14 protein-coding genes and 3 pseudogenes are annotated in these 13,568 nt (G+C 68.2%); 4 read left to right on the top strand and 13 right to left on the bottom strand.

Features of this window, described 5'->3' with window-relative positions:
* Nucleotides 1-693, bottom strand: a pseudogene (locus FQ389_RS09360) (anthranilate synthase component I); the annotation flags it as partial.
* A gap of 125 nt (nt 694-818) precedes the next feature.
* Between FQ389_RS09360 and FQ389_RS09355 the strand changes: the two are divergent.
* Nucleotides 819-1,278 (top strand): annotated as a pseudogene (locus FQ389_RS09355) (peroxiredoxin).
* Here FQ389_RS09355 and hisI read toward each other — a convergent pair.
* From hisI to hisD, 8 genes are read right to left on the bottom strand one after another with little or no spacing between them, the layout of a single operon-like run.
* A complete protein-coding gene (gene hisI, locus FQ389_RS09350; RefSeq protein ID WP_144207011.1) occupies nt 1,275-1,640 on the bottom strand; it encodes a phosphoribosyl-AMP cyclohydrolase in 366 nt (121 codons plus the stop codon). The pseudogene FQ389_RS09355 and the gene hisI sit on opposite strands and share 4 nt — an antisense overlap.
* Nucleotides 1,637-2,422, bottom strand: coding sequence for an imidazole glycerol phosphate synthase subunit HisF (gene hisF, locus FQ389_RS09345; RefSeq protein ID WP_144207009.1), 786 nt, complete (start codon nt 2,420-2,422; stop codon nt 1,637-1,639). Before hisF ends, hisI begins: the two co-directional genes overlap by 4 nt.
* A 1-nt stretch (nt 2,423) precedes the next feature.
* A complete protein-coding gene (locus FQ389_RS09340; protein ID WP_144207007.1) occupies nt 2,424-3,224 on the bottom strand; it encodes an inositol monophosphatase family protein in 801 nt (266 codons plus the stop codon).
* A gap of 3 nt (nt 3,225-3,227) precedes the next feature.
* Nucleotides 3,228-3,974, bottom strand: coding sequence for a bifunctional 1-(5-phosphoribosyl)-5-((5-phosphoribosylamino)methylideneamino)imidazole-4-carboxamide isomerase/phosphoribosylanthranilate isomerase PriA (gene priA, locus FQ389_RS09335; protein ID WP_144207005.1), 747 nt, complete (start codon nt 3,972-3,974; stop codon nt 3,228-3,230).
* A complete protein-coding gene (gene hisH, locus FQ389_RS09330; RefSeq protein ID WP_144207003.1) occupies nt 3,975-4,595 on the bottom strand; it encodes an imidazole glycerol phosphate synthase subunit HisH in 621 nt (206 codons plus the stop codon).
* A complete protein-coding gene (gene hisB, locus FQ389_RS09325; RefSeq protein WP_144207001.1) occupies nt 4,592-5,224 on the bottom strand; it encodes an imidazoleglycerol-phosphate dehydratase HisB in 633 nt (210 codons plus the stop codon). Before hisB ends, hisH begins: the two co-directional genes overlap by 4 nt.
* Nucleotides 5,221-6,357: a histidinol-phosphate transaminase gene (locus FQ389_RS09320; protein ID WP_144206999.1), complete on the bottom strand. Its 1,137-nt coding sequence runs from the start codon at nt 6,355-6,357 to the stop codon at nt 5,221-5,223. The genes hisB and FQ389_RS09320 overlap by 4 nt, the downstream gene beginning before the upstream one ends.
* Entirely contained in the window at nt 6,354-7,670 is a 1,317-nt protein-coding gene (gene hisD, locus FQ389_RS09315; protein WP_144207023.1) for a histidinol dehydrogenase, read from the bottom strand. The genes FQ389_RS09320 and hisD overlap by 4 nt, the downstream gene beginning before the upstream one ends.
* 170 nt (nt 7,671-7,840) lie before the next feature.
* Between hisD and FQ389_RS09310 the strand changes: the two genes are divergently transcribed.
* Entirely contained in the window at nt 7,841-8,251 is a 411-nt protein-coding gene (locus FQ389_RS09310) for a nitroreductase family deazaflavin-dependent oxidoreductase (RefSeq protein WP_144206997.1), read from the top strand.
* Between the two features lie 37 nt (nt 8,252-8,288).
* Here FQ389_RS09310 and nadC read toward each other — a convergent pair whose 3' ends face one another.
* The 3 genes from nadC to nadA are packed head-to-tail and all read right to left on the bottom strand — an operon-like array spanning nt 8,289 to nt 11,724.
* Nucleotides 8,289-9,143, bottom strand: a complete 855-nt coding sequence (gene nadC, locus FQ389_RS09305; protein WP_144206995.1) for a carboxylating nicotinate-nucleotide diphosphorylase — start codon at nt 9,141-9,143, stop codon at nt 8,289-8,291.
* A gap of 8 nt (nt 9,144-9,151) precedes the next feature.
* Nucleotides 9,152-10,714, bottom strand: a complete 1,563-nt coding sequence (locus tag FQ389_RS09300) for an L-aspartate oxidase (RefSeq protein ID WP_144207021.1) — start codon at nt 10,712-10,714, stop codon at nt 9,152-9,154.
* On the bottom strand, nt 10,714-11,724 hold the full coding sequence (gene nadA, locus FQ389_RS09295) for a quinolinate synthase NadA (RefSeq protein WP_407662828.1): 1,011 nt from the start codon (nt 11,722-11,724) through the stop codon (nt 10,714-10,716). The genes FQ389_RS09300 and nadA overlap by 1 nt, the downstream gene beginning before the upstream one ends.
* A gap of 96 nt (nt 11,725-11,820) precedes the next feature.
* On the opposite strand from nadA, the gene FQ389_RS09290 reads away from it, so the two are divergent.
* Nucleotides 11,821-12,543 (top strand): NUDIX hydrolase, encoded by a 723-nt coding sequence (locus tag FQ389_RS09290; protein ID WP_144206991.1) that lies wholly within the window; start codon nt 11,821-11,823, stop codon nt 12,541-12,543.
* Nucleotides 12,544-12,655: 112 nt separating this feature from the next.
* Nucleotides 12,656-12,806: pseudogene (locus FQ389_RS09285) on the top strand (lipase family protein); the annotation flags it as partial.
* Between the two features lie 135 nt (nt 12,807-12,941).
* On the opposite strand, the gene FQ389_RS09280 reads toward FQ389_RS09285, so the two are convergent.
* Nucleotides 12,942-13,568 carry a DUF2567 domain-containing protein gene (locus FQ389_RS09280; protein ID WP_407662827.1) on the bottom strand — a complete coding sequence of 209 codons (627 nt, stop codon included), beginning with the start codon at nt 13,566-13,568 and terminating at the stop codon, nt 12,942-12,944.

The raw sequence follows: 13,568 nt of genomic DNA, 5'->3' as shown, positions 1-13,568 counted from the left end.
CCCACCAACCCCCCCCCCCGCCAACCGCCGGCAGCGCCAGAGGGGTATAAGAGACAGGGACGGCAGCGGCTGGCCGAGCGCCTCGGTCATGACATCCAAGCGGGCGACGGCGGCGTCGTAGGCCTCGTCGACCCTCTGGTCGGTGACGTTCCAGTTCACGGCGTTGGCAATCAGGGTGATGGTGCCCTCGTGGTGGTCGACGGCCGCCACGTCGGTGGCCAGTAACATCAGCATGTCCGGCAGCCCCAGATCGTCGACGGCCAGCTCTGGCAGACGTTCCATGCGGCGCACCATGTCGTAGGCGAAGAACCCGACCAGGCCACCCGACAGCGGCGGCAGGCCCGGGACTGCCGCTGTGGCCAGCAGCTCCAGGGTGGACCGCAGCGCGTCCAGCGGGTCACCTCCGGTGGGCGTGTCTTGCGGCACCACCCCCAGCCACACCGCCTGCCCGTCGCGCACGGTCAGCGCTGAGGGCGCCCCCGCCCCGATGAACGACCAACGCGACCACGACCTGCCGTTTTCCGCAGACTCCAGCAGGAAGGTGCCGGGGCGATTGGCGGCGAGCTTGCGATACGCCGACAGGGGTGTCTCGCTGTCGGCCAGGACCTTCCGGGTCACCGGAACGACCCGGTGTCCGGCCGCGAGCTGGCGAAACTCCTTCCGAGAGGTCGTATGGGCGAGGTCGGGGTGCACCGAACCATCCTCGCAGATGGGTTCGGTGCCGCGGCAACCGGGCCTAGCCCGACGACGAAGCGCACCGCGAAGCGGAGTGCAAGGAGCCGGGCGATCCGGGCCTCACCCAGCGTAGCGTGACGGTCATGAAAACTGGTGACACAGTACCCGACTTCGAACTTCCCGATCAGACCGGGACACCACGCAAACTCAGCGCGCTGCTGGCCGACGGACCCATCGTCCTGTATCTTCCACCCTGCGGCAATGACGCCCTGCTGCACCAAGGAGGCCTGCCACTTCCGCGACCTCGCCGCCGTCGGGGCCAACCGGGTCGGCATTAGCACGGATGCCGTACAGAAGCAGGACCAGTTCGCCGACGCCGACAAAGAAAAGTTCGACTACCCGCTGCTGTCCAACACCGACGGCGCAATCGCCACACAATCCGACGTCAAGCGCGGCCTGCTCGGCAAGCTGCTGCCCGTCAAGCGTACCACCTTCGTTATCGACACCGATCGCAAGATCCTCAACGTGATCTCCAGCGAATTCAGCATGGACGCGCACGCCGACCAGGCGCTGGAAACGCTGCGGGCTCGTTCGTCGGCCTAGACCGCCGGCAGGTCAGGTCTCGGGTGCAGCAGCACGTCGCCGTCGAAGCAGCTGTGGGCGCCGGTGTGACAGGCACCGCCGACTTGATCGACAGTCAGCAGCACGGCATCACCGTCGCAATCCAGGCGCACCGAGTACACGTGCTGGGTGTGCCCGGACGTCGCGCCCTTGATCCACTGCTCGCCGCGGGAACGCGAAAAGTAGGTGGCCTCACGGGTTTCCAACGTACGGGCCAGCGCATCATCGTCCATCCAGGCGACCATCAGCACGTCGCCGCTGCCTCGCTCCTGCACGATCGCGGTGAACAAGCCGTCGTCGTTGCGCTTGAGGCGGGTGGCGATGGTGGGGTCGAGCCGCGTCATCGCACCGTGATTCCTTCGGCAGCCATCGCGGCCTTCACCTGCTTGATGGTCAGCTCGCGGAAGTGAAACACGCTGGCCGCCAACACCGCGTCGGCGCCGGCAGCAACGGCGGGCGCGAAGTGATCCACCGCCCCGGCGCCGCCGCTGGCGATCACCGGAACGGTGACGGCGGCGCGGACCGCGCGCAGCATGTCCAGATCGAAACCCGCCTTGGTGCCGTCGGCGTCCATAGAGTTGAGCAGGATCTCCCCCACGCCCAGCTCGACGCCGCGGGCCGCCCATTCGACGGCGTCGATGCCGGTACCGCGGCGGCCCCCGTGCGTGGTCACCTCCCAGCCCGACGGTGTCGGCGCCGACCCGGGCGACACGGTACGGGCATCGACAGACAACACGATGCACTGAGAGCCGAATTGCCTTGAAAGTTCGGCCAATAACTCGGGACGGGCGATCGCGGCGGTGTTGACCGACACCTTGTCTGCTCCCGCCCGCAGCAGCACGTCGACATCGGCGACGGTGCACACCCCGCCGCCGACCGTCAGCGGAATGAACACCTGCTCGGCGGTGTGGCGCACCACGTCCAGCATCGTCGCGCGGCCAGACGAGGACGCCGTCACATCCAGAAAGGTCAGTTCGTCGGCGCCTTCGGCGTTGTACGCCGCGGCTAGCTCGACGGGATCACCCGCATCGCGCAGGTTTTCGAAGTTGACCCCCTTGACGACGCGCCTGTCGTCGACGTCCAGGCACGGGACCACCCGCACGGCAAGGTCTGTGTCGGTGTGCATGTCAGTAATCCTCCGGCCGGCCAGCGTCGCGGACGATGTCGAGAATCTGGCCGTAGGCGCCCGGGGCCGCGGCCAGCACCGAGCACGACTCAGGCGTCCACGGCTGTCCGGCCAGGTCGGTGACGGTGCCGCCCGCAGCCCGCACCTGTGCGACCCCGGCCGCGTGATCCCACACGTGTCCGCCGAAAGCGACTGCACCGGAGAGTATTCCGTCGGCCACGTAGACGAGGTCGATGCCTGTGGACCCGTGCATGCGCAACCGCGAACATACCGTGCTCAGCTTTTCCAGCAACGCAATCCGATACCGCCCAGGGAACCGGCCCCGCGATTCGGGATTGAACGTCCCAACGCCGATCAGGGTGTCGGCCAGATCCGTGTGCGTCAGCGCCGGCTGAGCGACGCCGTTCCTGATCAGCGGGCCATCGGCGACGGCGGTGTAGTAATCCTCGGTGAACGGCATACAGGTCAGGCCGGCCATCGGTTCACCGTCGTGCAGCAGGGCCAGCAGGATCGCCGCCATGGGTGACCCCGCGGCGTAGTTGAAGGTGCCGTCGATCGGGTCCAGCACCCACACCCACGGCGAATCGACCGGTGCGCCGCCGAATTCCTCGCCGTGCACCCCGATTCCGGTGGCCGCCTGCAGCGCGGCCACCACCTGCCGCTCGATCTCGAAATCGACCTGGGTGGCGAAATCGTTGCCCTTCTTGCGGACTGCCGAATCGGTGCGATGGCCGGCCACCAACGGCTCTGCGGCCGCGTTGAGGATCATCGACGCTTCGGCCAACAGTCCGTTGAGATCCATCGGTCAGTCCCGTACCGCGTCCAGTGCCTGCGGCAGTGTGAACCGCCCCGCATACAGCGCCTTGCCCACGATCGCGCCCTCGACCCCACGCTCGGTGAGCGTGGCGATCGCGCGCAGATCGTCGAGGCTGGACACACCGCCCGAGGCGATCACAGGCGCGTCGGTGCGCTCGGCGACGCGGGACAGCAGCTCGAGATTGGGTCCGCCCAGGGTGCCGTCCTTGGTGACGTCGGTAATGACGAACCGCGAACAGGCTTCACTGTCAAGGCATTCCAGCACGTCCCACAAATCGCCGCCGTCGGTTTCCCAGCCCCGACCGCGCAGTCGGTACGCACCGTCTGGATGGGTTTTGTCGATCTGCACGTCCAAGCCCACCGCGACCTTCTCGCCGTGCTCGGCGATCGCCCGCGCGCACCATTGCGGATCCTCCAGCGCCGCGGTGCCCAGGTTGACCCGGGCACAGCCGGTGGCCAGCGCGGCGGTCAGCGAATCCTCGTCGCGGATCCCGCCGGACAACTCCACCTGCACGTCCAGCTTGCCCACCACCTCGGCGAGCAGTTCGCGGTTGGAGCCACGGCCGAACGCAGCGTCCAGGTCCACCAGGTGGATCCACTCGGCGCCGTCGCGTTGCCAGGTCAACGCCGCGTCCAGCGCGGACCCGTACTCGGTTTCGCTGCCGGCCTTGCCCTGCACCAGGCGCACGGCACGGCTTTCGACGACGTCGACGGCGGGTAGCAAAATCAGCGGCATCTACAGTCCTTCAACCCAGTTGCTCAATACGGCCGCCCCCGCATCCCCGCTCTTCTCCGGGTGAAATTGCGTGGCGGAAAGCGGCCCGTCCTCGACGGCAGCCAAAAACGGCACATTGTGCGTGGCCCACGTCAGCACGGCCTGCTGCTCTCCCTCCCAAAGTTGCGCCGCGTGGGAGTGCACGAAGTAGAACCGGGCCGACGGGTCCAGGCCCTTGAAAAGCCGGCTTCTGGAACAGGATTGGACGACATTCCAGCCCATGTGCGGAATCACCGGGGCGTCCAGCCGGGTTACGGCGCCGGGCCACTGGGCGCAGCCCGTCGTCTCGACCCCGAACTCGACGCCGCGCGCGAACAGGATCTGCATGCCGACACAGACCCCGAGCACCGCACGGCCGGCGCCCACCCGCTCGGCGATGATCCGCTCCCCAGCGATCTTGCGCAGTCCGGTCATGCACGCTTCGAACGCGCCGACGCCGGGCACCACCAGCCCGTCCGCTGCGGTTGCCGACCGGGGGTCGGCGGTGACTTCCACGGTGGCCCCGACCCGCTCCAGCGCACGCTGCGCCGAGCGGAGGTTGCCCGAACCATAGTCCAGGACGACGACGGATTTAGCTGTCATAAAACACCTTTAGTGGACGGCACACCCGAAACGCGGGGGTCGGGTTCGACCGCCTGGCGCAGCGCGCGTGCCACGGCCTTGTATTCGGCTTCGGTGATGTGGTGCGGGTCTCGCCCGTACAACACCCGCACGTGCAGGTCGATGCGGGCGTTGTACGCTAGCGATTCGAACACGTGCCGGTTGATCACCGTGTGGTAGGGAACCGAGTTTCCGGCGATCGTCGTGTGCTGCAGGTGATCCGGTTCACCCGTGTGCACAAAGTACGGTCGGCCCGAGACGTCGACGGAGGCGTGGACCAGCGTCTCGTCCATAGGGATGAACGCGTCCCCGAACCGGCGTATGCCCCTCTTGTCGCCCAGGGCCTGACCGAGCGCCTGGCCCAGCGCGATCGCGGTGTCCTCGATGGTGTGGTGCCCTTCGATCTCGACATCGCCCTTGGTACGCACGGTCAGGTCGAAGCTGGCGTGGCTGCCCAGCGCGGTGAGCATGTGGTCGTAGAACGGCACCCCGGTATCGACGTCGACCTGCCCGGTGCCGTCGAGGTCTAGCTCGATGATGATGTCGGATTCCTTGGTGCGGCGCTCAATTCGCGCGCGGTGCGCCGCGCTGTTGGTCTGGGAGGTGGTCACTGCACTCCTACTGCGTGTTCGGCGAGCTCTGTCGTGGTGATCTGGGCGCTCGCCTTCAAAAACGCGTCATTCTCGTCTGCCAGCCCGATGGTGGTGCGCAGGTAACCCGGGATCCCGACGTCGCGGATCAGCACACCGTCGTCGAGGTAACGTTGCCACGCCGCCGGCGCATCGGCGAACCGGCCGAACAGCACGAAGTTCGCGTCGCTGGGGATGACCCGAAAACCCATGTCGGCCAAGGCAGTCACGACCCGCTCCCGTTCGGCGATCAGCGTGGCCACGCTGCCTAGGGTGTCGTCGGCGTGCCGCAGCGCGGCGCGGGCCGCGGCCTGCGTCACCGAGGACAGGTGATACGGCAACCGCACCAACAGCATCGCGTCGATCAGCGCTGGGGTGGCTGCCAGGTAGCCGAGCCGGCCGCCGGCGAAGGCGAACGCCTTGCTCATGGTGCGGCTGACCACCAGCCGGGTCGGATACTCCTCGATCAGGGCGACCGCGCTGGGCTGCGACGAGAATTCACCGTAGGCCTCGTCGACAATCAGGATACCCGGTGTCACCTCGAGCAGCCGGCGCAGTTCCGGCAGCGGAATGCTTTGCCCGGAAGGGTTATTCGGGCCGGAGACGAAGACAACGTCCGGCTGTCGTTCGGAGATCGCGGCGACGGCGGCATCGACGTCGAGGCTGAAGTCGTCGGCGCGGGCGGCCTGCAGCCATTCGGTGCGGGTGCTGTCGGCGATCAGCGGGTGCATCGAGTAGGACGGGACGAACCCGAGGGCGCTGCGGCCCGGCCCGCCGAACGCCTGCAGCAGCTGCTGCAGGATCTCGTTGGAACCGTTGGCCGCCCAGAGGTTGTCGACGCTGAGTGGAGTACCGGTCCGCGCTGTCAGATAACTCGCCAGATCGGTGCGCAGCGCCACCGCGTCGCGGTCGGGGTACCGGTGCAGACTAACAGCGGCTTCCTGCACCGACCGGACCACATCATCGACCAGCGCCTGGCTGGGCGGGTGCGGGTTCTCGTTGGTGTTCAGCCGCACCGGGACCGCCAATTTCGGTGCGCCGTAAGGAGATTTGCCGCGCAAGTCATCGCGCAGCGGCAGGTCGTCGAGGGTGACCCGCCGATCGTCGGCCGTCATCGTTCGAACCTCCGCCGTACCGCCTCGCCATGCGCCGGCAGGTCCTCGGCCTTGGCGAGGGTCACCACGTGACTGGAGACATCTTTGAGGGCCGCCTCGGTGTAATCCACGACGTGAATGCCGCACAGGAAGGTCTGCACCGACAGCCCGCTGGAGTGCCGGGCACTACCGGCGGTCGGCAACACGTGGTTGGACCCGGCGCAGTAGTCGCCGAGGCTGACCGGCGACCACGGTCCGACGAAAATAGCTCCGGCCGAACGTATTCGGCGGGCCACCTGCGGCGCGTCGGCGGTCTGGATCTCGAGGTGTTCGGCGGCGTAGGCGTTGACCACCTTGACCCCGGCGTCCAGATCGTCGACCAGAATAATTGCCGACTGCGGTCCGCCCAGCGCCGTCGTCACCCGCTCGCGGTGCACGGTGGTCTGCAATTGGGCCGCCACTTCGGTGTCGGTCGCCGCGGCCAGTTGCTCGCTGGCGGTCACCAGCACGCTGCCGGCCATTTCGTCGTGCTCGGCCTGGCTGATCAAGTCGGCAGCCATGTGTGCGGGGTCGGCGGTGTGGTCTGCCAGGATCGCGATCTCGGTCGGTCCGGCTTCGGCGTCGATGCCCACCAGCGATCGGCACAGGCGCTTGGCAGCCGTGACGTAGACGTTGCCCGGGCCCGTGATCATGTCGACCGGCGCGAGTGGGGTGCCGTCGGTGTCCACCCCGCCGTGGGCCAGCAGCGCCACCGCCTGAGCCCCGCCGACCGCCCACACCTCGTTGACACCCAGCAGCCGGGCCGCGGCCAGGATCGTCGGGTGCGGCAAGCCGCCGAACTGGGCCTGCGGCGGGCTGGTCACCACCAGCGAGTCGACGCCCGCGACCTGTGCCGGCACCACGTTCATCACCACGCTCGACGGGTACACGGCATTGCCGCCGGGCACATACAGGCCGACCCGCTCGACGGGAACCCAACGTTCGGTGACCGTCGCGCCGGGCCCCAGCACGGTGGTGACATCGGTACGGCGCTGATCCGCGTGCACCGCGCGGGTCCGTTCGATCATCACCTGCAGCGCGTCGCGGATGTCGGCCGGCAAGCTGTCCTGTGCGGCCTGCAACGCCGCCGCGGGCACCCGGACCGACGCCGGGCGCACCCCGTCGAACGACTCCCCGAACTCCAGCGCTGCCTCGGTGCCCCGCTCGGCCACGGCCGCCACGATCGGGCGCACCTTCGGCAACACCGTCTCCACGTCAGCACCGCCGCGCGGCAGGGCGCTCCGCAGCCGCGCAGCGGTCAGCTCCGCACCCCGCAGGTCGATGCGGGTCAGCACAGCGGGCGGTGAGGCAGTCGTCACAGCGTCCATTGTCCCAGAGGAGCTCAAATCAATAACCAGCCGGTACGGTGCCGGTAGTCCGGTACAGTGCCGGTAATCCGGTACAGTGCCGGTAATCCGGTACAGTGCCGGTAGTCAGGCCTCCAACGTTCCGCGAAGGAGCAGGCATGTCCACGAAGGATCACCCGAACAACGCGCCGGGCATCCCCATGGTGTACCCGACGTGGTTTGAGAACTTCCAGGTCAAATACCTCAACCCGGCGCTGAAACCGATCGCCCGTTTCCTGCCCGGGACGGCGACCATCGAACACCGCGGACGTACCTCGGGCAAACCGTACGAAACCATCGTGACCGTCTACCGCAGCGGCGATGTGCTCTGCATCGCACTGGGCCACGGCAAGACCGACTGGGTCAAGAACGTGCTTGCCGCGGGCCAGGCCGACCTGCACTTTGCCCGCACGACCGTGCACATCACCAATCCCCGGATTCTGCCCGCTGGCTCCGACGGCACGGGCCTCCCCTGGCTGGTGCGACTGCAGCTGCGACGGATGGCGGTGCTGGTCAGCGATATCGCGTGACGGGCGGCTCGGGACTTCGGGAAGCCTCGGGACGCCGCTACATGTCCAGGCCGACGTCGAGCACACGCACCGAGTGCGTCAGCGCTCCGACGGCCAGATAATCCACCCCGGTCCTCGCGTAGTCCGCCGCCGTCGCCAGGCTCAGCCCGCCCGAGGACTCCAGCAGGACGGTGGGCGCACACAAGTCGCGACGTTGCACCGCGATCTGCGTCTGCCACACCGGGAAGTTGTCCAGCAGGATCAGCTCCGGCTTTTCCGGCAGCACCTCGTCGAGCTGCTCGAGGGAGTCCACCTCGACCTCACACGGCAGCTCGGGCGCGGCCGCTTGCACCGCCCGCAGCGCGGCGACCACCGAGCCCGCGGCGGCGACATGGTTGTCCTTGATCAACGCGGCGTCGCCGAGGCCGAGGCGGTGGTTGGTCCCGCCGCCGACCCGCACAGCGTACTTCTGCAGCGCGCGCAGACCGGGCAGGGTTTTGCGGGTGTCGCGCACCTGCGCCTTGGTGCCGCTGACGGCGTCCACCCAGGCCGCGGTCGCGGTCGCGATGCCCGACAGGTGGCACACCAGGTTCAGCATCGTTCGCTCCGCGGTCAGCAGGTTGCGGGTCGGCGCCCGCACGGTCAGCACCGCCTGCCCCGGCTGCACCCGGGCACCATCGTCCACACGGTCGAGCACCTCGTAGGCCCCCGTGCCCAGCACCTCGTCGAGCACCAGCAGCCCGACGTCCAGTCCGGCGATCACGCCCGGCTCCCGCGGCACCATCGATGCCGTCGCCGTACCGTCGGAAACCGTTGCGAGCGTGGTGATGTCGGGACCGTATCGCAGATCTTCGTCGAGACCGCGCCGAACGAGGTCGTAGGCCGCGGCCAGCTCGCCGTCCGACAGCGCCATCCGGGACATCAGGAAACCACCGCCAGCGCTTCCGCGCACACCGTGTCGGCCAGCCGGACCACAATGCTGCGGTCCTGACCGGCCACAGCCTCCGGGAACTCGGCCCGGTGGTGACACCCCCGGCTTTCGGTGCGGGCCAATGCCGCGGCAGTCACCGCTTGCGCGGTCAACGTCAACGCCACATCCTCGAAATCGCGGCGGCCCTGGACGACGCACATCCGGGCCCGCGACAGCGTGTCGGACAATCGCTCCAGTCCCACCGCGTCGCGCACCACCGAGGCGTCCCGGGTCATCGCGGTCTGCAGGTCGCGGCGCTTGAGCGCGGTGTGGACCAGCGGCTCCGGCACGGTGACTGGCATCGGCCCGGCGGCCTCGGCATGCGCGGCCGCCGCCTTGCCGGCCCGACCGCCCACGACCAAACCCTCCAGCAAGCTGTTGGAGGCCAACCGATTAGCTCCGTGCATGCCGGTGCGGGCCACCTCGCCCGCCACGAACAGGCCGGGCAGTTCGGTTTGACCGTGCACGTCGGTGATCACGCCGCCGCAGCTGTAGTGCGCGCCCGGCACGACCGGAATGGGCTGGGTGACGGGGTCGACGCCGTCGGCCCGGCAGGAGGCGGTGACGCTGGGGAATCGCGCCGCGAAGTCCTTGATACTGCGCGCGTCGAGATAGACGCAGTCGTCGCCGGTGGCCCGCAGCCGCGCGTCGATGGCACCCGCGACGACGTCGCGCGGCGCCAGGTCGCCCATCGGGTGAACGCCGTCGGTGACCGAATTGCCTTGCCGGTCAACCAGTATCGCGCCCTCGCCACGAATAGCCTCGGTGATCAACGGCCGGCGCCCGCCTTGCCCGCCGAACAACATAGTGGGGTGGAACTGGATAAACTCGAGATCGCCAACCCCGACGCCGGCCCACAACGCCAGCGCGATGCCGTCACCGGTGGATCCGCCGGGATTCGTGGTCGCACGGTAAAGATGCCCGAGCCCGCCGGAGGCAAGAATCACCGACGGCGCACTGATCACCCCGACGCCGTCCGGATTGCCCACGGCCACCCCGGTCACCGCGGTGCCGTCGTGCAGCACCTGCAGCGCCACGTGGCTGTTACGAATGTGGAGCCGGCGGGCCGCGTGGTCGAGAGCCCGCTGGACCTCGGCGCCGGTGGCATCGCCACCGGCATGCACGATGCGCCGTCGCGAATGCCCGCCTTCGCGGTTCAGCGCCCACCGGCCCGGTGTCGATTCGTCGAATCGCGCACCGTCGCCGACCAATTCGCGGACCGCCCGGTAGCCGTCGGCGACGATCGAATACACCGCGTCGGCATCACACATGCCGGCACCCGCGGCCAGCGTGTCCGCGACGTGCGCGTCGACGGAATCGTCGTTGTCCGGCAACACGACCGCGATGCCGCCCTGCGCGTAGTGCGTGGCGGTGACGGCGTGGGTCTGGTCGGCCTTGTTCAGCACGACCACGCTGCGGCCGACCCGATACGCAGCCAGCGCGGCGGCCAATCCCCCGACGCCCGTGCCGATCACGACCACGTCCGCGGCGTCTGTCCAGGCGGGACGGGTCATCATTCGCCGCCGCCTGGCTGGCCGATCGCGATCATACGTTGCACACTGCGTCGGCCGGCCGTCGCGACGTCCGGGTCGACGTGCACCTCGTCCGCGCCTTCGACCAGGCAGCGCAGCAACGCCGCGGGCGTGATCATCTTCATGTATTTGCAGGAGGCCCGATCGTTGACCGCGTGAAAGTCGACTTCCGGTGCGGCGCGGCGCAGTTGGTGCAACATGCCGACCTCGGTGGCCACCAGGACCTTGCGCGCCCGCGTCTCGTAGGCGGCGTCGAGCATGCCTCCCGTGGATAGGATCTTGACCCGATCCTGCGGGAAGGCACCCTCGCCCGCGAGGTACAACGCCGAAGTCGCGCAACCGCATTCGGGGTGTACGTACAGCTCGGCGTCGGGGTTGGCGCGGGCCTGCTCGGCAAGCTCGTCGCCGTTGATCCCGGCGTGCACGTGGCATTCCCCGGCCCACACGTGCACGTTCGTGCGGCCCGTCACCCGCCGCACGTGGGCGCCGAGGAACTGGTCCGGGCAGAACAGCACCTCACGATCGGGATCGTTCGACTCGACGACGTCGACGGCGTTGGACGAGGTGCAGCAGATGTCGGTGAGCGCCTTGACAGCCGCCGTGGTGTTGACGTAGGACACGACGACGGCACCCGGGTGCTCGTCCTTCCAGGCGCGAAGTTCGTCGGGCGTGATCGAGTCCGCCAGCGAGCACCCGGCCCGCTGATCGGGAATCAGCACGCTCTTGTCCGGGCTCAGGATCTTGGCCGTCTCGGCCATGAAGTGCACGCCACAAAACACGATGGTGTCCTCGGGCACCTCCGCCGCGATCCGCGACAGCGCCAGCGAGTCACCGACGTGATCCGCGACGTCCTGGATAGCCGGCAGCTGGTAGTTGTGCGCGAGCACGGTGGCGCCGCGCAGCCTCGCCAAGCGGCGAATCTCATCGGCCCACTGCGCATCCGCCTCAACACCGGCGTAACCGGTGTCGGTGTTGGTGACGTTGGCGATCATGCCTTCGGCGAGCGTGTCCGTGCGACTCAGAATCGTCACGGCGGCTCCTTTCGACTCTGTCTGTGCCCGAGTAGTTTTCGACTTATAATCGAAAACATGGCCCATAGTAGCACCGAGCACGAAGTGCTCGGTGCCGTGTTCCAGGTTCGCCTGGGTACCGAGCCGGTTACTGGAACCTCCCCGGCCGGGAAACCGCAGCTTAACGTGCTGTTATGGCAACGTGCTCGCGACCCGCAACGGGGCGCGTGGTCACTACCCGGCGGGGAGCTGCGAACCGACGAGGACATGACCACCTCGGTGCGCCGCCAGCTCGCCGAAAAAGTGGATTTACGGGAGCTGGCGCATCTGGAGCAGCTGGCCGTGTTCTCCGACCCACATCGCGTGCCGGGCGCGCGAGTGATCGCATCAACCTTCCTGGGGTTGGTACCCTCCCCCGCCACCCCGGAGCTCCCATCGGACACCCGCTGGCATCCGGTGAACACGCTGCCGCCGATGGCCTTTGACCACGGCCCGATGGTGGAGCACGCGCGCACCCGGCTGGTCGCGAAAATGTCTTACACCAACATCGGATTCGCTTTGGCGCCAAAAGAATTCGCTCTCTCGACGTTGCGGGATATCTACGGCGCCGCGTTGGGTTACCAGGTCGACGCGACGAATCTGCAGCGTGTGCTGGCGCGACGCGGCGTCATCACGAAGTCCGGCACCGTCGCAGCATCGGGCCGCAGCGGCGGCCGGCCGGCGGCGTTGTACCACTTCACCGACTCCCGCCTGCGGGTCACCGACGAGTTCGCCGCGCTTCGGCCGCCCGGCCAGCCCTGATCGGCGGCGTCTCTGGTAATCGACCGGACCTGACTCAGAGCTTCGGCCATTAACGTTTTGGTTACCGGTAGTTCGTACGCGAAAATGCCGGGTGGCCTAGAAGGGACCCTGAATGGTTGAACCCGGCAATTTGGCAGGCGCCGATGGTGCGGAGTGGATCGGTCGGCCGCTTCACGAGGAATTGCAGCACAAAGTGCGACCGCTGCTGCCCTCGGACGACCCCGTTCTACTTGTCACCTTCCGGCTTCCAGCACGCCGAACCCGCCGACCGTTGAAGGACCACCTGATCCGGACGACGTGGCCGACGGCGTTCAACCCTATCACCTACGCCGGCATGCTCAGGCTGGGCGTGATCGCGGCCCAAGGTGCTCACCGGCCGCAGGATCCGCTGCCGGCCGCTATAAGGCTGGCGCCGCCGGCTCCGAGCGCGACGGCTGATCGGCGGACTCCGAGGTGCCCAGATCGTCGCGCGGACTGGCCGCCGCGAGCACCGCATAGACCAGCGTCGCGATACCGGCGGGCCACAACAGCGTGGTAGCCATCTGCAGCACCCCGGATCCGAAGAACACTGGCGGCGCCTGCACGAGGTACACCACCGACGGGCTTCCCACCAACGGCAACCGGTCGATGTCCAGCGCGCCGTACCGGGCCAGCACCAACACAGCCCCAACCCCCGTGGCCAGGGCGGCGGCCAGCACCATGCCGATCACCAGCCCGAGGACCATGCCCGGGCCGCGCAGCCGGCGCCACTGCCAGGCCAGCACCGGGGCCACCACGGCCAGCACGCTGAGCAGACCCAGCATCAGACACGGCACGTCGAAGAAGTGCTCCGATTCGGTGCCCAGGTAGTCGTGCACCCGTTCGCCCGCGCGCGTCATCGCCACTACCAGATGGATCGGCGGGGCCATCCACGTCCACAGCGCGCCGATCACAATCCCGGTGGCGGCGAACCCGAGCGTCGCAAGAGCGATTGCGCGCCTGCCCGCCAGGGCGGCAACACCGTCGGCCTCTGGAGTGGCGGCCAG

It is taken from the genome of Mycobacterium tilburgii (assembly GCF_902168065.1).
GTDB classification, from domain to species: Bacteria; Actinomycetota; Actinomycetes; order Mycobacteriales; family Mycobacteriaceae; genus Mycobacterium; species Mycobacterium tilburgii.
This window is presented reverse-complemented; position numbering and strand designations above follow the sequence as displayed.